General features: G+C 31.4%; 22 protein-coding genes. 8 read left to right on the top strand and 14 right to left on the bottom strand.

Features of this window, described 5'->3' with window-relative positions:
- Positions 1-300: 300 nt before the first annotated feature.
- Positions 301-885 (top strand): TetR/AcrR family transcriptional regulator, encoded by a 585-nt coding sequence (locus HZR23_RS12605; RefSeq protein WP_132848070.1) that lies wholly within the window; start codon positions 301-303, stop codon positions 883-885.
- Between the two features lie 88 nt (positions 886-973).
- Here HZR23_RS12605 and HZR23_RS12600 read toward each other — a convergent pair whose 3' ends face one another.
- A complete protein-coding gene (locus HZR23_RS12600; protein ID WP_132848071.1) occupies positions 974-2,305 on the bottom strand; it encodes a YjiH family protein in 1,332 nt (443 codons plus the stop codon).
- A 208-nt stretch (positions 2,306-2,513) separates the two neighbouring features.
- Here HZR23_RS12600 and HZR23_RS12595 point away from each other — a divergent pair, with 208 nt between their 5' ends.
- The gene (locus HZR23_RS12595; RefSeq protein WP_132848072.1) at positions 2,514-3,020 is read left to right on the top strand and encodes a hypothetical protein; all 507 of its coding nucleotides are present in this window, start codon (positions 2,514-2,516) and stop codon (positions 3,018-3,020) included.
- A 169-nt stretch (positions 3,021-3,189) separates the two neighbouring features.
- Here the strand turns inward: HZR23_RS12595 and larA are convergent, their stop codons facing one another.
- The 3 genes from larA to HZR23_RS12580 all read right to left on the bottom strand — a co-directional run bounded on the left by larA (position 3,190) and on the right by HZR23_RS12580 (position 6,024).
- Positions 3,190-4,503 carry a nickel-dependent lactate racemase gene (larA, locus tag HZR23_RS12590; protein WP_330615934.1) on the bottom strand — a complete coding sequence of 438 codons (1,314 nt, stop codon included), beginning with the start codon at positions 4,501-4,503 and terminating at the stop codon, positions 3,190-3,192.
- 57 nt (positions 4,504-4,560) lie between these two features.
- Positions 4,561-5,220, bottom strand: a complete 660-nt coding sequence (locus HZR23_RS12585; RefSeq protein ID WP_132848074.1) for a DUF3793 family protein — start codon at positions 5,218-5,220, stop codon at positions 4,561-4,563.
- 216 nt (positions 5,221-5,436) lie between these two features.
- Positions 5,437-6,024, bottom strand: coding sequence for a DUF3793 family protein (locus HZR23_RS12580; protein WP_132848075.1), 588 nt, complete (start codon positions 6,022-6,024; stop codon positions 5,437-5,439).
- A 179-nt stretch (positions 6,025-6,203) separates the two neighbouring features.
- On the opposite strand from HZR23_RS12580, the gene HZR23_RS12575 reads away from it, so the two are divergent.
- The gene (locus tag HZR23_RS12575) at positions 6,204-6,407 is read left to right on the top strand and encodes a DUF1657 domain-containing protein (protein ID WP_132848076.1); all 204 of its coding nucleotides are present in this window, start codon (positions 6,204-6,206) and stop codon (positions 6,405-6,407) included.
- A 22-nt stretch (positions 6,408-6,429) separates the two neighbouring features.
- Positions 6,430-7,752 carry a voltage-gated chloride channel family protein gene (locus tag HZR23_RS12570; protein WP_132848077.1) on the top strand — a complete coding sequence of 441 codons (1,323 nt, stop codon included), beginning with the start codon at positions 6,430-6,432 and terminating at the stop codon, positions 7,750-7,752.
- Here the strand turns inward: HZR23_RS12570 and HZR23_RS12565 are convergent.
- The 8 genes from HZR23_RS12565 to HZR23_RS12530 form a co-directional block, all read right to left on the bottom strand.
- A complete protein-coding gene (locus tag HZR23_RS12565) occupies positions 7,746-8,453 on the bottom strand; it encodes a DUF421 domain-containing protein (protein ID WP_132848078.1) in 708 nt (235 codons plus the stop codon). The genes HZR23_RS12570 and HZR23_RS12565 overlap by 7 nt on opposite strands.
- 67 nt (positions 8,454-8,520) lie before the next feature.
- A complete protein-coding gene (locus HZR23_RS12560; RefSeq protein ID WP_132848079.1) occupies positions 8,521-9,483 on the bottom strand; it encodes an AEC family transporter in 963 nt (320 codons plus the stop codon).
- A 297-nt stretch (positions 9,484-9,780) separates the two neighbouring features.
- Positions 9,781-9,981: an FAD-binding protein gene (locus tag HZR23_RS17845; protein ID WP_330571404.1), complete on the bottom strand. Its 201-nt coding sequence runs from the start codon at positions 9,979-9,981 to the stop codon at positions 9,781-9,783.
- Between the two features lie 6 nt (positions 9,982-9,987).
- A complete protein-coding gene (locus tag HZR23_RS17840) occupies positions 9,988-10,413 on the bottom strand; it encodes an FAD-dependent oxidoreductase (protein ID WP_213050262.1) in 426 nt (141 codons plus the stop codon).
- Between the two features lie 387 nt (positions 10,414-10,800).
- Entirely contained in the window at positions 10,801-11,682 is an 882-nt protein-coding gene (gene garR, locus HZR23_RS12545; RefSeq protein WP_132848080.1) for a 2-hydroxy-3-oxopropionate reductase, read from the bottom strand.
- 13 nt (positions 11,683-11,695) lie between these two features.
- The gene (locus HZR23_RS12540; RefSeq protein WP_132848081.1) at positions 11,696-12,679 is read right to left on the bottom strand and encodes a 2-hydroxyacid dehydrogenase; all 984 of its coding nucleotides are present in this window, start codon (positions 12,677-12,679) and stop codon (positions 11,696-11,698) included.
- 16 nt (positions 12,680-12,695) lie between these two features.
- Positions 12,696-13,946 carry a glycerate kinase type-2 family protein gene (locus HZR23_RS12535; RefSeq protein ID WP_132848082.1) on the bottom strand — a complete coding sequence of 417 codons (1,251 nt, stop codon included), beginning with the start codon at positions 13,944-13,946 and terminating at the stop codon, positions 12,696-12,698.
- 49 nt (positions 13,947-13,995) lie between these two features.
- Complete coding sequence (locus tag HZR23_RS12530; RefSeq protein WP_165913655.1) at positions 13,996-14,142, bottom strand: hypothetical protein; 147 nt, start codon at positions 14,140-14,142, stop codon at positions 13,996-13,998.
- A gap of 129 nt (positions 14,143-14,271) precedes the next feature.
- On the opposite strand from HZR23_RS12530, the gene HZR23_RS12525 reads away from it, so the two are divergent.
- Both HZR23_RS12525 and HZR23_RS12520 read left to right on the top strand, forming a co-directional pair.
- On the top strand, positions 14,272-14,490 hold the full coding sequence (locus tag HZR23_RS12525) for a hypothetical protein (RefSeq protein ID WP_132848083.1): 219 nt from the start codon (positions 14,272-14,274) through the stop codon (positions 14,488-14,490).
- Positions 14,483-14,806, top strand: a complete 324-nt coding sequence (locus tag HZR23_RS12520; protein ID WP_132848084.1) for a hypothetical protein — start codon at positions 14,483-14,485, stop codon at positions 14,804-14,806. Before HZR23_RS12525 ends, HZR23_RS12520 begins: the two co-directional genes overlap by 8 nt.
- 36 nt (positions 14,807-14,842) lie before the next feature.
- Here HZR23_RS12520 and HZR23_RS12515 read toward each other — a convergent pair whose 3' ends face one another.
- Positions 14,843-15,946, bottom strand: coding sequence for a metallophosphoesterase (locus tag HZR23_RS12515; protein WP_132848085.1), 1,104 nt, complete (start codon positions 15,944-15,946; stop codon positions 14,843-14,845).
- Positions 15,947-16,233: 287 nt separating this feature from the next.
- On the opposite strand from HZR23_RS12515, the gene HZR23_RS12510 reads away from it, so the two are divergent.
- Together HZR23_RS12510 and HZR23_RS12505 are read left to right on the top strand one after the other, a co-directional pair.
- Positions 16,234-16,710, top strand: a complete 477-nt coding sequence (locus tag HZR23_RS12510) for a 4Fe-4S binding protein (protein ID WP_132848086.1) — start codon at positions 16,234-16,236, stop codon at positions 16,708-16,710.
- An 89-nt stretch (positions 16,711-16,799) separates the two neighbouring features.
- Positions 16,800-17,060, top strand: a complete 261-nt coding sequence (locus tag HZR23_RS12505; protein ID WP_132848087.1) for a metal-sensitive transcriptional regulator — start codon at positions 16,800-16,802, stop codon at positions 17,058-17,060.
- A 70-nt stretch (positions 17,061-17,130) separates the two neighbouring features.
- Here HZR23_RS12505 and HZR23_RS12500 read toward each other — a convergent pair whose 3' ends face one another.
- Positions 17,131-17,442, bottom strand: coding sequence for a hypothetical protein (locus HZR23_RS12500; RefSeq protein ID WP_132848088.1), 312 nt, complete (start codon positions 17,440-17,442; stop codon positions 17,131-17,133).

Raw genomic sequence — 17,442 nt, 5'->3', positions numbered from 1 at the left:
TCATCCTCCTTATTATATTTCATTTTTATACTTACTTATTAATAGCTATTATGCTCTTAATAAGTTAAGCTCCCCCATTGAAATGAACAACCAAAATGGCACGAAAAAATTAAATTCATCACTAAGAATTCTGTTTTAATAACAATTATTATTTGCTTGAATGCGTTCACTGAATTGGTTCACTATTTAATTTTATTATATATACTTGTTAATTATTAGTCAATAATATTATGAAGTAATTTACAATCAGATACATATTTGTTATAATTTTATAAACTAAATTACTATGGGAGAGCAATAATGGTGGAGAAAAAACTTACCAAAAGACAAATTCAAGCAATAAATACACAGGATAAAATATACAAGACTGCAGTTGAACTAATTGAAATAAAAGGATTTCAAAACATTACTGTAGAGGAAATATGTAAAAAAGCAGGTGTATCAGTTGGCTCTTTTTATAATTCATTTAAATCTAAAAATGAAATACTAGATACGATATTTAAGTTAGCAGATGACTATTTTTTAAACGTTGTAGCAAACAATATAAAAACAGGTTCAACCCAAGAAAAAATTATTAAGTACTTTATCTACTATGCTGATTATAACGTAGACCGAGGTATTGATTTCGTAAAACAGTTATATACTGTGAAAAATAACCTATTTGCCACTAAAGGAAGATCCATGCAGACTGTTTTGGAGAAGATTATAGATGAAGGTCAAAACAAAGGGGAAATCACTAAAGATATGACACCTGAGGAAACTGTAAGATTTCTATTTATAGCCGTAAGAGGTATTGTTTATGATTGGTGCTTACACAATGGTGAATACGACCTTACTGAAGCTGTTCATAGTTATGTAAATCGACTAATTAAAACTTTAACTTAATTCTAGTTTTTAGTTTTTAATAAATTAAACATAATAAATAGGCTTTCCGTTTTTTTGTGGAAAGCCTATTTATTATAATGTTTATAAATTAAAATATAATTCTAACTACTGGAGCTACTATTATAAGTGTGATTACAATTCTCTCAATAAGGATAAGTAGTACATCCTTTAAATTTATATCTATATCTGTGCTTAAAATACAAGGAATAGAACCAGAAAAAAATAATATTGAGGATATAGATACAACACCAGTAACAAACCTGGCGGCTATAGGCATCTCTTTACCTGTCATAATTAATGACGGCATCAATACCTCAGCTCCGGCTGTAGCAATTGCTTTGGCTACCATCCATGGCTCTTGTATTTTTAAAACATAAATAATTGGATAAAATATGTAGGCAACAATATCGAAAAAGGATGTCATCTTAGCTAAGAAAAAAGACATTACTCCAATGGCTAAGATCAATGGTAAAAATCTAAGACTCATATATATCCCATCTTTAAGATTACTAGCTATGCTATGCCAAATTGATTTGTTATTTTCTACTTCTTTGATAGCTTCATTAATTGCTCTATTTATTAGTCTTTCTTTTGATTTAGACTCTATCTCTTTCTGAGAGAAAGTATAAACATCCTCTATGGAATTTAAAGGTTTTAATCTAGCTGTGATGGCTGAAACTATAAATGTTGTAAAAAAGGTAGTCCAAAAAAATGTATTCCATATTGACATTAAGTCTAGGTTTTTAGCTATAATTACCATGAATGTTGTTGAAACAGTAGAAAAGCTAGTCACAATTATAGCCGCTTCTTTCTTTGTATATTTACCTTCTTTGAAAAGTCTATTGGTAATAAAAATACCAATTGAAAAACTACCAATAAAAGATGCAACTACATTTACTGCAGCAGTCCCTGGCACTTTCCATATAGGTCTCATTACCGGTTTAAATATTACTCCAAAGAAGCCAATAAGTCCATATTCAGTAATGAAGGTTAAAAATAATGACCCGATTGGAATAATTACTGCTACAGGTATAGCTATTTTATTAAACAAAACCGGCAACATATCTTCTCTCATCAACCACTCAGGTCCAAATTTAAAGAATGCCATTATACCTAAGAAGATTCCAAAAACTTTAAGTACTGACATTACAACAGAACTTATATCTTTATTCCAGCTTTTTTCGTAGAAAGGTAAAAAGCCACCAAGAACAATCATACATAAAGTTAAGCTTGCCCCCAATCTTGGCATAGCTAGTATAATAGCAGTAACTAAATGATCTAATAAAATTGTTTTCTTTCCAAAAATAGTAAGAGGAATAAAGTATACAAAAATACCAAAAAAGCTAAATGCCACAAATTTAAATATATTCAATTTATGTCGTGTGTTTTCATATTGACTTATTGTTTTGTCAGTGTTCATAGATTAGGCTCCTCCTCTTTTAATATTTGGAAAATAAGTAATGAATACATTTAGCTTTCAAGTTTTACATTTTTCATTTATAATACGGTAGTGTAAAAAATAATTCAAACATATTATTTATATTATAACAAAATGTACAATTATGGAAAAGATATCTAACAACTATTAGTTCCGTAACAATATCACTTTAATGAAAGGAATGTTTATTTTGTACAGAAAAAATATACAAAAAAATCTAATTCTAGTTTTATTTTCTATAGCATTGTTTGTTATTATTTCATCATACACGCACTACAGATCAAATAAGGTTACACATTCTTCATCCAATCAAGTAGAGTACTATTTAGAAAATATCTCTGAAGAGCCCATATTACTTTCTCGTTTTTTAAATTTTGAGTGGGATGAGGTTTATATAATTGGTCCATATACTCCTAATAAGAAAAAGCATGAAATTGTAGGAACTACATGGTACACAAATGGTACATATATAGGATATATTCTAGATACATATCTATTTTATGATGGAGAAATACTCGCAGATTCTTTTCAAGAACTTGTATTCACTCGTAATAATAAAGTTATTAGTACTGCTCTTCTTGAAAGACGAAATGGGGATTTTCTGAATCTAGAACAACATGTTTATAATAGTTCAAATGCTAAATTTATTATTGAAAAAGACGAGTACTTTTTCAAAAGAGTAATTCATTCCCAATAAAAATATCCTAAGTGCAGAGCATTCTTAGGATATAATTTTTGGGGTTTTTTTCTCTATTAGGTCATATGCTAAGTTAAATTATAAATTAAAGCTATAGCCATATGTTCTCTAATTATTACATATCTATTGAAATAACCCCGGAATATGAGCGAGGCTATTTGTATAATCTTTATAAAACTATAACTGATACTCCATCAGGTACCACTGTTACAGTTGCATTTTGGCCTTTTATTTCGTATGCCATTTTTAAAGCCTCATCTAAAGTATAGGCATGAATCATTTTCATATCGCGTACCAACTGTGGATCACATTGATCAGTCACTAAGATCACCTTATGTTTAATTAGAACTCTTGCTAATATTTGTGACTCCCATTGATCAGGAATAGTACTCTCCATCGGTATTTGTAAAATTTTATCCATAATGGACTGAGGAGTAGGGTTTTCAACGAAAGTATCATAGAAGGCCTTACCACCATGACCGTCATTACAAGCTGCAGCTATTATAATTACTGCATCTTCATTTGCTGTAGCCTCTGCAGCAGTCATGCCCTTCACAGCTTGATAAATATTCTGATCAAGAGGATATCCTCCATTTGATGTAATAACTATATCCGCAGGTATAGACTTTACACTAGCTAGCTCTGTTACAAATTTACAACCTGTTTCATGGGCTAGTACTCTGTTTCCTGCAAAGGCATTAATTACTTTTTTATCTGCATCAATAACTACGTTAAGTATAAATGCCAAGTTAGCAGCTTCAGCTGCAAATAACATATCTTTATGTATTGGATTTCCCTCTAACCAACCTGTTCTAGCAAATTCACTAGCAATAAATTTAGAGCAGTGATTGGCTAATACTGTAGTTCCTGATGCAACACCAGGAAGTACACTCTTTCTTCCACCTGAAAAGCCTGCAAAAAAGTGAGGTTCAATAAATCCTTCGGCAACCAATAGATCTGCTTCCATTGCTAGCTTGTTTAGTATTAATTTCCCACCGGACGGTAATATACCAACATCAACTAAGTTTTTATCGTCCCAACAATCATGGTTTACAAGTTTCTCATTGTTAACTATATCTTCACCGAATTTGTTAATCATCTCTTCACGAGTTGTAAGTCGATGGAAACCAGTTGCAATTAAAATTGTTATATCGGCCGTTGGATTACCACTCCTTATTTCCTCTAAAAGAATAGGTAATGTTATTTTACTTGGAACTGGACGTGTATGGTCACTGGTGATAATTACAATATTATTTTTTTCTTTAGCTAGGTCTTTCAACCGAGGTGAACTTATTGGACTTTCTAAAGCTTTTCTTACTATAGTTTCTTGATCATCCTCAGTTTTGAAATGGTGTGCTTTAGATTCTAATACGCCTAATAGATTTGTGTCCTTTACTTCTAAATCAACAAAACCCCTCGAATACGGTATTTTTACTATTGACACTGACATTTCCCCCTTTGACATCTTAATCTCCATTTCCATAACATGCTACTACTTCCATTATACATCATAATTACTAACTTAAAAACAATATAACTCTTAGTTGAAAAGGAAATAAGCTAACAATATTAAGTAGTATTCATAATGAGCTATATTATATTTTTCATCTATCGAATAGTTTTCTTTAGCTTTATCACAATCAAATCTATTTAATTGTTCTTTTATTTGCTTTTTTGCAGCTAATATACGCTGACTAATCACATCAGATACCTTTGTGTGACCATAAACTCTCCATCTATTTACTTTAGTCAGTTTTAAGGATGGGTGACCAATAAACCCGATTACATCCTTAAGTGGATACCCTAAAAATACACCTATTTCGTGAGGCATTTCACCATCTCTTAGCTTATTTGTTAAAAGATTTAAATAGTTATTTAAACTGTAGTTTTCTGGATAGCCAATTTTTCTTAAGAACTTTATTACTCTATTGTCCATTAAGGTTTCATCGAGTATTTTTCTGTTATAGAATAGGATTTTCATGCAAGCTTCAGGTGGATAAATTACTACGAATCCAACTTGATTATTTATTTTAAATAACATATCAATTAACTCCTGAAAGTCATTCAAACTATTATAAGTAGGAAAACTAAGTATTTCTGCAGGTTTTACCCCTAACAATACGGGTCCTAGTTGTTCTACAATCCACTTATTATATTTAGTCTTATCTTTGAGATTGCAATAACAATTAGCCAAATTCATATTCTCCCCCAATATTATTATCCATTAAATCTAATTAATGAACTATTTATTTGGTAAATTATATGTTCTTTAATATAGAATTATTTTCTAGTTAACAGAATCTTTTTTTTATATAGATTTTGTTATTTCAATAAAGTTTTAGAAACATGAAAACCCATACCTAAATAAGATATGAGTTTTGTGTATTTTGTTAGCATTATTAAGTTTTTTAGTATTTTATGAAGCTAGTTCAACTATCACATTTGGATCTATAGTTTTTAGTTGTTCTATAATATCACTTTTTGCTTTCAAGATTCTTTCACAAACTATGTCAGATAGCTCAGGATTACCATAAACCCTCCACCTATTTACTTTCGTAAGCTTCAATGACGGATGCCCCATAAAACCAATTACATCCTTTAAAGGGTACCCTAAAAATATACCTATTTCATGTGGCATATCTCCTTCTTTTAGTTTATCAGTTAAGATATCTAAATAAATGTCCAAGTTAGTCTCTTCTGAGTATCCTAATCCCCTAAGGAACTTATGATTTCTAATATCCCTTAAGGTGCTATCTAAGGTTTTACTATTATAAAATAATATTTTCATGCATCCATTAGGTGGATAAAAGATCTTAAATCTAATTACCTTACTTAAATTAAATAATTGTTCTACTAGCTCTTCGAAATTATCTATTTTATTATAAGATGGAAAACTCATTATTTCCGCTGGCTTTGCCCCTAATATCACTGGACCTAACTGTTCTACAATCCACTTATTAAATTGAGATTTATCTTGTAAATGACAATAGCAGTTTGTTGACATACCATATTCCTCCACTCCGCGCGTTGATAATATTTATCATTTATTATATAGTATCATTGCTATAGTTAAACGTCAACATTTTTTCTATTATTTTCAAATAATAGTAATTTACAATTTAATCTAATAGAATTAAAATCATTTGTTTTGAAAAAACTATTTTTGAGAGATGAGGTGATGTTATGACAGTTCAAGCGGATTTAGAAAAACTTATAGCTCTTTGTGAAGCAACTATGGGTAATTATTCCTTGATGGCTAGCTCCACTGAAGAACAAGAGGCAAAAGATACATTCAACTCAATGAAAAGTGACATTAAACAACATATTCAGTTTTTAAATGATAGGCTAAAATACTTAAAACAAAACAATGAATTAAATAAACAATAATCCTACTATAGGAGGAGAGCATTTGAATCAACCAGAAAATAGACCATATTACACCCCATTTTTAGAAAAATACATTGGCTTTCTGTCTACTCTTTTGAAATGGGTTTTTTTGGGTGCTTTAATTGGAGTTATTGTTGGTAGTACTTCAGCATTACTTTTAAATACTAATGATTTTCTTACTGATGTTAGAGAAGCTAATGCATTCTTAATTTTATTTCTACCTGTTGGTGGCGGAATCATCGGTTATATATATAAGTATTATGGAATGGGCTCCCGTAGGGGTAATGATTTAGTATTAGAACATATTCACCATGGACAGGGTTCTATACCAATTAGGATGGGTCCGATAGTATTTATTTGTACATTTATTTCCCACTTACTAGGCGGTTCTACTGGTAGGGAGGGAGCTGCTATCCAGATGGGAGCTAGTATTTCTGAAGGAGTAAATCGTTTATTTAAAATAAACAAAATCGATAGAAGAATTTTAATAATTAGCGGAATTAGTGGTGGCTTCGGGTCAGCCTTTGGTGCCCCTTTAGCTGGTACAGTTTTTGGTATGGAGGTAGTTGCACTAGGAAAAATGAAATACGAAGCCATTGTGCCCTGTTTTGTTGCTAGCTTAGTTGGCCATCTAGTATCAACTGCATGGGGTGTTAAACACGATCACTTCTTATTTGAAAATATACCTGCGATTACTTCTACTACACTCATTCAAGTTGCCCTGGTTTCAATAATTTTTAGTTTGGCCAGCGTATTATATAGTCAAATAAGACATGAAATAAAAAGACTATCAGACAAATATTTAAATCAGGATTTAGTATTAAGGGGAGTTGTAGGCGGAATTATACTTGTAGCTTTAGTTTATATAACTGGTACTAGAGACTATTTAGGACGGGGCTTACCAATGGTTGAAGAGGCCTTCAAAAGTGATGTGCCGACTTTTGCATTTTTAGCTAAAATTATTTTTACTGCTATTACAATGGGATTTGGATTTCGTGGTGGAGAGGTTATACCCCTATTCTTTATAGGTGCAACATTAGGAAATACTTTGTCTAACTTTATAAATTTACCTGCTTCCTTTTTAGCAGGAGTAGGATTAATAGCAGTTTTTTGTGGCGCGGCAAATACACCTATTTCATGTTTTCTATTTAGTCTAGAAATGTTTAATGGTAAAGGTAAGACATACTTTTTTATAGCCTGTCTAGTAAGTTATATTTTTTCTGGTAACCATGGTATTTACGGAGCACAAAAGATATACTCTCCTAAGAGCAGATTATTCAATATTCCTGATGGAGAAACGATTACAAATGTTGAGAACAAGAAGGAAAACCCAGATAGTCACTGAATTACTTTTGTGAAGTCGTCTGTGTTTTCACCCTTTGAGATATATAGCTTTCCGTCAGGATTTATATCAGCATATAGTACCTTATTAATATCAGAAATGTTATTCTTAGCGAGCTCCTTTTCTAGCCAAAATCTATTTAGATTTAGTAATTGTAAATTATCTTCAAAAATGTTCCCTTCTTTAATTACAGGTACATTTATACCTCTATGTTTTGTCCTCATACTCATTTGGTTAGGTGTTAATGGTATGTACTGAGACTTTTTTAAAACACTTAGTGCACCATTATCCTCTATAATAGCAAACTCTACCTCATTTATATCAAATACTTCCTTTTCTCTAAGTAACATTAAAACATTTTCTATTGAATATCTTACTCTTTTCATATTTTCTTTAATAAACTCGCCATTTTGAATTATTACTGTCGGTCCAAAAGTTAATAGCTTACCAAACTTTCTATTTTTAATTATATATTTACTTATATAATATTGAATTCCTATTATTAAAAGAACTGCATAGGCAGTTGGTAGTTGTGGTATCTTCGGATCTGCAATATCCGCACCAACTACATTTCCTAATACAACCATAGTTAAAAAATCAAACACTGGAAGCTCACTTATCTTTCTTCTACCAGTAATTAAAACCAAAAATAATAATAAACCCATAACTGATACAATCCTAAACGTTAACTTTGAATAATCCATATAGCCACTTCCTTAAAGTTTCTGTCTATTTATTCTATCCAAAATGGATTTTTATTATTTTATTAAATTAGATTGGAAATACTACTCTGGCCATATATATAATTGCTACAAGGCTAATAGCACTAAATATTGTAGATACCATTACTACTTGAGATGAAAAGTTAGGAAAATTATCGTACTCCACAGCTATTAACGCACTATTTACTGATGTTGGCAAAGCTAAAGCTATTACAAAAACCTGAGCTACGATCCCATCAATTTTGAATAGTAAAATAAGAATGATTGCTAGTAAGGGCCCTATTATAAGTCTAGAAAATACTGCTAAATAAACTTCTATATCTCTAATATCAAATTTAGTCTTCGACAATTGTACACCTAAACTTAGTAGCGCCACAGGCACTAATGCATTTCGTGAGTAATTTAATGGTGGCCATATAATAGATTGGGTTATATCAATGGATAAGTACTTCAAAATCAGAGCTATCAAAACAGCGTATATCGTAGGCATTTTTAAAACTTTTGATATACTTTCCTTCCACTGGGTGTTTTCACAGCCTGCATTTAAAAACCCAACTGTGTTAGAAGTAATGTTTTGTGTAACTAATATCATTATTTGTGTTGTTAAAGCTAAACTTAAGTAAGGAGTCTCCCCATTAATTATAAATGGTGGACTGCTAAACACCAAGGTTATTAGAGGAACCCCAATATTTCCTGCATTGAAGAATAATACTGAGTTCGCAAAAGCACCCCTAAAACCTTCACTATGGCCTCTAAATTTTGAAATTGTAGTAACTAAAGCCCAATTTATAAATAGTATTATAAATGCAGAGAGTATTACTTTACTCATTTCTCTAGGTATTTTAGTAGTGTATAGATTTACAAATGTGAAAGATGGTACAAATAAATAAAAATTCAGTTTACTCATTGTATTAATATTTAAATCAAACTTTCGATTCATCGTATAGCCTATTATTACTAAAATTGAAATAGGAATTATATTATTAATTAGGATAAATAAAAAGATGCCCATCGTTTTCAATCCTTCCCATATATACTGAAACCAAATATTTAACTATTGATGGTTAATTGTCATTTATTATAGTATATATTACTTAATTAATACAAGCTATATTACTTGACATCCTTCAAATAATTAATCTATACTAAATTTTTTAAGCTTTATTTAAAGTCTAGTATCAACAATACTCTTACTCACTTATCTATTAACATTGTTTATGCCGTATTCTGAATAAAAGAAGAACATCCGAAACATAAGTTGTTCTCCTTTTAATATCATTTAGATAATACACTCATTGAAATATATGTTTTATTCTCCTGCTGCTGCATTTATACCGGCGATACGTCCAAATACAAAAATATCTGTAATTGCATTTCCACCAAGTCTGTTACCAGCATGGATTCCACCTGTAACTTCTCCTGCTGCCCATAACCCCGGAATAACATTTCCAGATGTATCTATTACACGAGCATTAGTATCAATAACTACACCACCCATAGTATGATGCAATGAAGATTATTTATCAAAACTCTTAACCATTGCCACATTTGCGCTGTATCCACCTGTTGCTAGAACGACTCCTTTAGTTGCATTTATTGTGATTTGGGTGCCATCTGCTTGCACAGCTTTTGCACCTACAACCCTTGCTGATTGACTCACTATTAGTTCTGTACCTCTAGTTTCTGTATATATAGTGACACCATTTTCAATTGCAACCTTAGCAAGTTGAGAGATTCGTTCAGCACCAGTCATAAAACTATGAGTTCTTGGCCACATAGCTCCTAGTACTGTACCCGTTCCGACATTTCCACCATATTTGGCATTAGTGCCATAAGTCGCCTGAAGGTCTACTTCTTCCATCCATGCAAAAGCATCAAGAGCGTTAGTTGCAAACTCTCTTACAAGTTCTACTTTTGGAGCAATCCAGTTTCCATCTAACAATTCACGAAGTCCACCTGAATAAACATGACTTTAAAAGATGATTTAACATAGAAATATAGACCTTTGTTGATAGAAATTATTTAGAACTATATTTTACAGATTTCCTGCTGAAGAGCCGAATAATATATTTTAAACAAACCTCCCCTCCATATGTACTCTAAACCTTATAACCACACGATTGTTCCTAAACACAGAATACTTTCCTTATAATCCCAATTTGACTATATCTCTTCTTATTTAAAAATTCAATATCCCAAGCCCCGCTAGTACAAAATTAACTTCTTATAGTCATAAGCTATTTTAAAAAAAATCCACAAACACTCATTTAATGTTTGCGGATATACTTTATAATATTTCTTACTTACTTTAATATAATACTATCTAATTTTATCTAGTAACCTTAACATTAGCTATCTTTTCATAAAATTTAACAATACTTGAGTGATCTTCAGTTCCACAACCATCTATCTTTATAGCTTGCATTATTTCCATAACTTGAGATGTAAGCGGTAGTGGGACACCAACTTCATGGGAGGTTTCAATTACATTATTTAAATCTTTAATATGTAAATTAGTTCTAAATCCAGGTTTAAAGTTTCTATCCATAATCATTGGGGCCTTTGCATCCATTACAGTGCTTCCAGCTAAGCCACCTCTAATAGCCCTATATACAAGTTGAGGATCTACACCTGATTTTTTAGCAAAAACTAGAGCTTCAGAAACAGCTGAAATATTAATTGCCACAACTATTTGATTACAAAGTTTGGCTATATTACCAGCACCACTCTCTCCTACATACACTACGGATGTAGCCATGGTTTTCATAATATCATAATATTTATCAAATATCTCCTTTTTACCACCAACCATAACAGCTAAAGTACCTTCAATGGCCTTAGGTTCCCCACCACTCACTGGAGCATCTAAAAACTCTACACCTTTTTTAGCTAACTCAGCATATATTTCTCTACTACTTAATGGCGCTATTGAACTCATATCTATAACAACTGAACCAAACTTGGCCCCCTCTATTACTCCTTCTTCTCCTAAGACTACTTCCTTAACTTCCGGGGAGTTAGGTAACATTGTAATAATGACATCACATTTACTCGCCAGTTCTGCACTGGTTGTTGCTGTTTCAGCACCGAGGGCCTTTAGTTCTTCTACTGCCTTATTCCGATTTAATACAACCAAGCTATATCCACCTTTAATTAGGTTTTTAGCCATCGGCTTTCCCATAATTCCAAGTCCTATAAATCCAATTTTCATACAAATCAACTCCCTAGTTTATACTAACCTCAGGATTTACACAGTTTGGTGGTGTTTTACCTTCTAGTGCAGCAAATATATTTAATGCGCATCCTTCGGCCATAGAAAATCTGGTATCGATCGTAGAAGTACCTATATGAGGTGTTAATACAACATTATTTAATTCATCAAGTCCCTCCTGTAAATAAGGTTCTTTTTCAAAAACATCTAGTCCAGCCCCAGCTATATCCTTATTAAGAAGTGCAGCTACTAAAGCCTTCTCATCTACAACCTTCCCTCTGGATGCATTTATAACTATTGCAGTTTTTTTCATTAATTTGAACTCATTTTCCCCTAATAAATGAAATGTAGATGGTAACAGTGGTGTATGTATTGATATGAAGTCAGCCTCTTTTAATAACTGCTCTTTATCCATAAAAATACCACCAGTTAAATTTTCAAATTCTTTATTAGGTTTCGTACTTGTGTAAATTATTTTCATATCAAAGCCCTTAGCCCTTTTACCAACAGCAGTACCAATTCTACCTGCCCCAATAATACCTAATGTTTTACCGCTAACCTGGCTCCCGATTAATAAGTTTGGTCCCCAGCTTTTTTCACCTGATCTAACATATCTATCGCATTCAATTATTCGTCTCGCTGTTGATAGTAATAGGGTCCAGGCTAAATCAGCAGTAGCATCAGTTACTCGATCAGGATTATTAGTAACATATATACCGTGCTTTGTGGCAGCTTCTACTTCTATATTGTCATAGCCAACCCCATAATTAGCAATTATTTTACACTTATCTTTAATTGCAGCACATATCTCCTCATCTATCCTTGTACCAACTACTAACAATGCATCATAATTTTTTAGTTTTTCAATTAATTCATCTTTGAGCATTGATTTATAATTTGTGTTCATGTCAACATCACATCGATCACGTATAGCATTTAATGTATCAATCGGTAACTCTCTAGTTACATACACTTTAGGCCTTTTTTTATTTTCCATTATCCCACCCTCTAACTTATTTACACAATAAGACAACGACATCATTTACATTAGTTCCAGTAGATCCTGTAATAATTAAATCGCCACTAACTTTTAATGCGTTATAAGAGTCATTATTATCTAAATAGACCTCTGGCTCTACCCTTGACTGTTTAATCCTATCTACAGAAAATCCATCTACCATTCCACCAGCAGCATCCGTTGGACCATCTGTTCCATCTGAACCAATAGAAAAAATAACTACATCTTCAAGGCCCTTTATACCAAGGGCTGCGGATAAAGCCAATTCTTGATTTCTTCCGCCTTTTCCTTTACCTCTCAGCTTAACAACTGTTTCTCCACCAGCAATAACAGCACAAGGAGGTGTAATAAAAGCATGTTTTCCAGTTTTAATTTCACGTGCTAGAGAAGCTATAAATTTACCTGCATCCTTTGCTTCACAATCTAATGTGGATGTTAAAATAACTGGCTTATAGCCTAACTCCTCAGCACTTTTAGCAGCAGCTTCGCATAGGGCTGTAACACTTCCAGTAATTACTGTCTCACAATTTTTAACGACCTTAGGTGTTTCAATGCTTAATACTTTTCTAATATCCTCACAAACTTCTAGTTTGTATCTATCAATAATGTTGAAAGCCTCCTGAGAAGTGGAACTATCTGGATATGCTGGTCCAGATGCGATTGAATCTAATCTATCCCCTAAAACATCAGAAAGGACTATTGCAAATATTTGTGCTTTACCACATTGATAAGCAAACTTCCCTCCCTTAACTGCTGAAAGATGTTTTCTTATTGTATTTATCTCAACTATATCCGCACCACAGCCTAATAACTGATTAGTTATGTCCATAATATTCTCTAAACTAACACCTTCCATCGGCTTTTCAAATATTGCTGAACCTCCTCCAGATATTAAGAATATGACATTGTCATTTTCCGTTAGGTTATTTACTAGTTCTAATACTTTAGTAGCTCCTATTACAGAATTTTCATCAGGCACAGGATGCCCTGCTTCAATAATTTCGAAGCCATCTATCGGCCCCTTTGAATGGTCATATTTTGTAACAATAATACCTTTAGTAATTGAATCTCCGATAGCCTTTCTAGTTGCATCAGCCATATTCCATGCTGCTTTTCCGATGGCAACTACTACAATGTTTCCATCAAATTTTTTGTTTTCTAAAGCCTTCATTACGGATGCCTCAGGTAAAACAGATTCTATTGAATCATTTATAATCTTTAAAGCATCTTCTCTCATATTGGCCATATGAACACCTACCTTCAATTTTTTAACTAATATATTAATTTAAAATCAATTAATACCCTTTTAAAGTAAGTTTTAATAGTAAATCATGAAACTCGCAATGTATTAACATAATATTTTTAGCGTCTACTTCTCTCGGTAAATCTATAAATTCTTGAATTGGTAAAAACATGTTCCCTCTTATCATTTCTACATTCATAGTATCTTTCCTTCTAAAATTCCTAACTTATTATATTAAAAGTAATTTTATATAAATATCTAAACTTACCAATATTTGAATATAAACTGGTTATAATAATTATGACTAAAAAAGTAGGAGGGTAACTATATGAAGTTTGATTATATATTAAAGGGTGCTGGATGGGCAGAATTTATTATAGAAAAGGACGAGCAAAGGTACCAATCCTATCCTAGTTATTTAACTGAACCTTTAGAAGACCTTTTAAATGGACTTATTAAATTATTATTTCCTGATAATAATCCGAAACATCATTCATTTATTATAGAAAGAACCAGAAATAGATATTTGGACTTTAGGGTTGAATAATAATAGCTTAAGAATAACTATTGATCGATTAGATGATTTTTATAGTGAGGAACCTAAAACTATATTTGATATAAAATGTAACTTTGAAGATTTTATAGAGGTTGTAGTTGATACCTTAAAGGAATTGATTAAGTATCATGGAATAGTTGGTTACAAAAACACATGGAATGGGCATGATTTTCCTTTAAGTAATTTCATTACACTGAAATATTATTCAGAAAACAAACTCAATACACCAATTATAGAAAAAGAAAAAAATATATTTATTACAGATATTAATGAGGAATTAACCTTCATTAATAAATATGTGAATTAGTTATTATTAAATGAAATTAGATAGATTAAACTAAATCTATCTATTTTTGATTTCAAGTAAAACCATTTCCGATTTTGTAAATAACCTCATAGGTGGGCCCCATGTACCAGTCCCTGAGGTAGTATATATATGAGACTTATTAAATGAATATAGCCCATAGGAGTATTTATAAACTAAATAAACTATTATACTCAAGGGTGGTATTTGCCCACCATGGGTATGTCCAGATAACTGTAAATCAATTCCTAATTCTGTTGATTTTTCAAAACCTAGGGGCTGATGAATTAAAAGTATATTATACAAATCTTTATCTACACCATTAAGTAATTCCTTTATAACTTTATGAAAATCCTTTCTCCTTGAAACACTACTATCGCCCAATCCAATTAAATTAACTTTATCTAAAATGGACTCAGTTTCATTATGCAATATCCTAATATTTGCTTCTTTACAGAACATCTCAAAGCTATTTTCTCCTTGATAATGCTCATGATTACCTGTAACAGCAAAAACCCCGTATTTTGCCTTAAGCTTAGTCACAATAGGTATAAATTCCTTCACGGCTTTAAATCTATCATCAATAAAATCTCCGGTTATTGCTATTACATCAACATCTAATTCGTTTATTCTAGATACTATCTTTTCTAACCATATGCTAGAAGTTAGCATGCCTAAATGTACATCAGATAACAACAAAACCTTAAAGGATTCTCCGTCAAGTTTATTATTATTTATTTCTATTCTTTTTAACACAGGTCCCTTAGCTGCGTTAAATACTGAAATCAATGTCAGTATAGCTATTACTATAATCGTTAAAATGAAACCTAGCTTATAGTAGGCAGTTGGCATGAATAGCTTAGCTATATCAAAAATAATAAATACAGATAAAGCAAAGGATAATATACCCATCCATGCAGCCCCGGAATAGGCTAATAATCTAACATAATACTTTCTCTTAATAATTTGATTAATTATATATGCACTGCCTAAAAACCAAAATGCAATTCTTAATATAACTAACCCTAAACCACTAATTAAAAATCCCTCTACAATATGCCTATATACGTAATAATTCATTCCGCCATATACTAAAGAAAAAACACTTAAAAAAATAAAAAAAGCAAATAGTTTTTTTAACATAAGTCCTCCGATTAATATAATTATGATTTGTAAACTGTTGAAAAAATTTTTTTACATCCCTATTCATGATTATAGCATAGCTATTCAAATCAGTGTTTATTGTTATTGTACTAAAAAACGGCTTGTTTAAATATTATGATGATTCTAATATAATATTATATTAACTAATCGCATACATAAAAATCCTCATAACCTCCATATCTATTGACATTATTAAATAATTCTTATATTATAATAATATACCCCCTACCCTAGGGGTTGGGATATAATAGTGAGGAGGAAATATAATGAAAAAATCTATAATGTCTTGGTCATGGATATTTATTGTTTTGTTTTTTTCTTTAGGTGTAATAAATATAAAATTCGGTATACTTGGGTTGGTATGTATGTTTGTCCCAATTTATTTAGCCCTAAGGGGTGGGGGTAGAGTTCACTGCTCAAAGTATTGTCCAAGGGGGTCATTTTTAGGTAAACTACTACAGAGTATTAGTTTTAAAAATGATTTACCAAAATATATTAATAACAAAACAGTTAAAAATATTATGTTGACCTGGATGATATTAATGTTTGCTATATCATTAATTTTGGCTAAGGGGGACTTTACTAAAACTGCCTTTGCTATATTTAGAATGATGGCTATGTCAACTTCAGTCGGTGTCCTAATGGGCATTATATTTAAACCTAGGAGCTGGTGTGTAATTTGCCCAATGGGTTATGCTACAGGTTTGATTGAAAAAAATCAGATGTCGAAAAAGGTAGCTTAATTATAAATACTAGAACTTAAAAAACCTTTGTTATTTTTGTTATTCTATGGGAAAATATATGAATAATGAAGTCTAAGGAAGTGAACAAAATGGAAGATCAGAAAATTAGAAAAGATATAATAAGTCGCCTACGTACTATTAAGGGTCATATAAGCGGAATTGAGAAAATGGTAGATGAAGGAAAAGAATGTAGTGATATTCTTGTACAAATTACAGCTATAAAATCCTCCATTGAAAAGGTTGGATTACTAATAATTGAGGATCATGCTAAGGCTTGTATATTGAAGGAAAATCTAACTAGTGATGATGCACAAAATATTATAAGAAATATTGTAAAATTCATGAAATAATAAAAAACCAGGGATTCTGGTTTTTTTAATTTCATCACATATTTATATAAGCTGAATTTATCGATATTTTCTAACTAAATATTATATTGTATATATTGAGAAGTACAGGTAATAAGGTAATTAAGATTGCAATTATTGTGGCAGTCCAAATAAAAATTACACTCCTTTTACTTGTAGGGTATTTATCCATACGAAAATGAGCATATCCTAAACACAGTACAGTAAGTATTACAAAAAATGGTCTAAACGTAGCAATTCTTGATAGAAATACGAATGCTGTTCCACCTATTCCAAGGGTATATAAAAGCATTAACCCAGAACAGCAGGATAAACTTAATATTGACCCAAAAACTCCGCCTATGCTTAGCAACTTTTCTTTCAC

Source organism: Serpentinicella alkaliphila (genome assembly GCF_018141405.1).
Lineage (GTDB): Bacteria > Bacillota > Clostridia > Peptostreptococcales > Natronincolaceae > Serpentinicella > Serpentinicella alkaliphila.
The sequence above is the reverse complement of the archived record's forward strand: the minus strand, read 5'-3'. Positions and strand labels throughout refer to the sequence as shown.

Bases quoted from the DNA above. Each gene is read 5' to 3' on its own strand.
- HZR23_RS12510 (WP_132848086.1), top strand. From the start codon at position 16,234: ATGAAAAAATCTATAATGTCTTGGTCATGGATATTTATTGTTTTGTTT.
- HZR23_RS12530 (WP_165913655.1), bottom strand. From the start codon at position 14,142: ATGAATGTAGAAATGATAAGAGGGAACATGTTTTTACCAATTCAAGAA.
- HZR23_RS12515 (WP_132848085.1), bottom strand. From the start codon at position 15,946: ATGTTAAAAAAACTATTTGCTTTTTTTATTTTTTTAAGTGTTTTTTCT.
- HZR23_RS12505 (WP_132848087.1), top strand. From the start codon at position 16,800: ATGGAAGATCAGAAAATTAGAAAAGATATAATAAGTCGCCTACGTACT.
- garR (WP_132848080.1), bottom strand. From the start codon at position 11,682: ATGAAAATTGGATTTATAGGACTTGGAATTATGGGAAAGCCGATGGCT.
- HZR23_RS12575 (WP_132848076.1), top strand. From the start codon at position 6,204: ATGACAGTTCAAGCGGATTTAGAAAAACTTATAGCTCTTTGTGAAGCA.
- HZR23_RS12585 (WP_132848074.1), bottom strand. From the start codon at position 5,220: ATGAATTTGGCTAATTGTTATTGCAATCTCAAAGATAAGACTAAATAT.
- HZR23_RS12565 (WP_132848078.1), bottom strand. From the start codon at position 8,453: ATGGATTATTCAAAGTTAACGTTTAGGATTGTATCAGTTATGGGTTTA.
- HZR23_RS12560 (WP_132848079.1), bottom strand. From the start codon at position 9,483: ATGGGCATCTTTTTATTTATCCTAATTAATAATATAATTCCTATTTCA.
- HZR23_RS12600 (WP_132848071.1), bottom strand. From the start codon at position 2,305: ATGAACACTGACAAAACAATAAGTCAATATGAAAACACACGACATAAA.
- HZR23_RS12605 (WP_132848070.1), top strand. From the start codon at position 301: ATGGTGGAGAAAAAACTTACCAAAAGACAAATTCAAGCAATAAATACA.
- HZR23_RS12535 (WP_132848082.1), bottom strand. From the start codon at position 13,946: ATGGCCAATATGAGAGAAGATGCTTTAAAGATTATAAATGATTCAATA.
- larA (WP_330615934.1), bottom strand. From the start codon at position 4,503: ATGGAAATGGAGATTAAGATGTCAAAGGGGGAAATGTCAGTGTCAATA.
- HZR23_RS12540 (WP_132848081.1), bottom strand. From the start codon at position 12,679: ATGGAAAATAAAAAAAGGCCTAAAGTGTATGTAACTAGAGAGTTACCG.
- HZR23_RS12580 (WP_132848075.1), bottom strand. From the start codon at position 6,024: ATGTCAACAAACTGCTATTGTCATTTACAAGATAAATCTCAATTTAAT.
- HZR23_RS12525 (WP_132848083.1), top strand. From the start codon at position 14,272: ATGAAGTTTGATTATATATTAAAGGGTGCTGGATGGGCAGAATTTATT.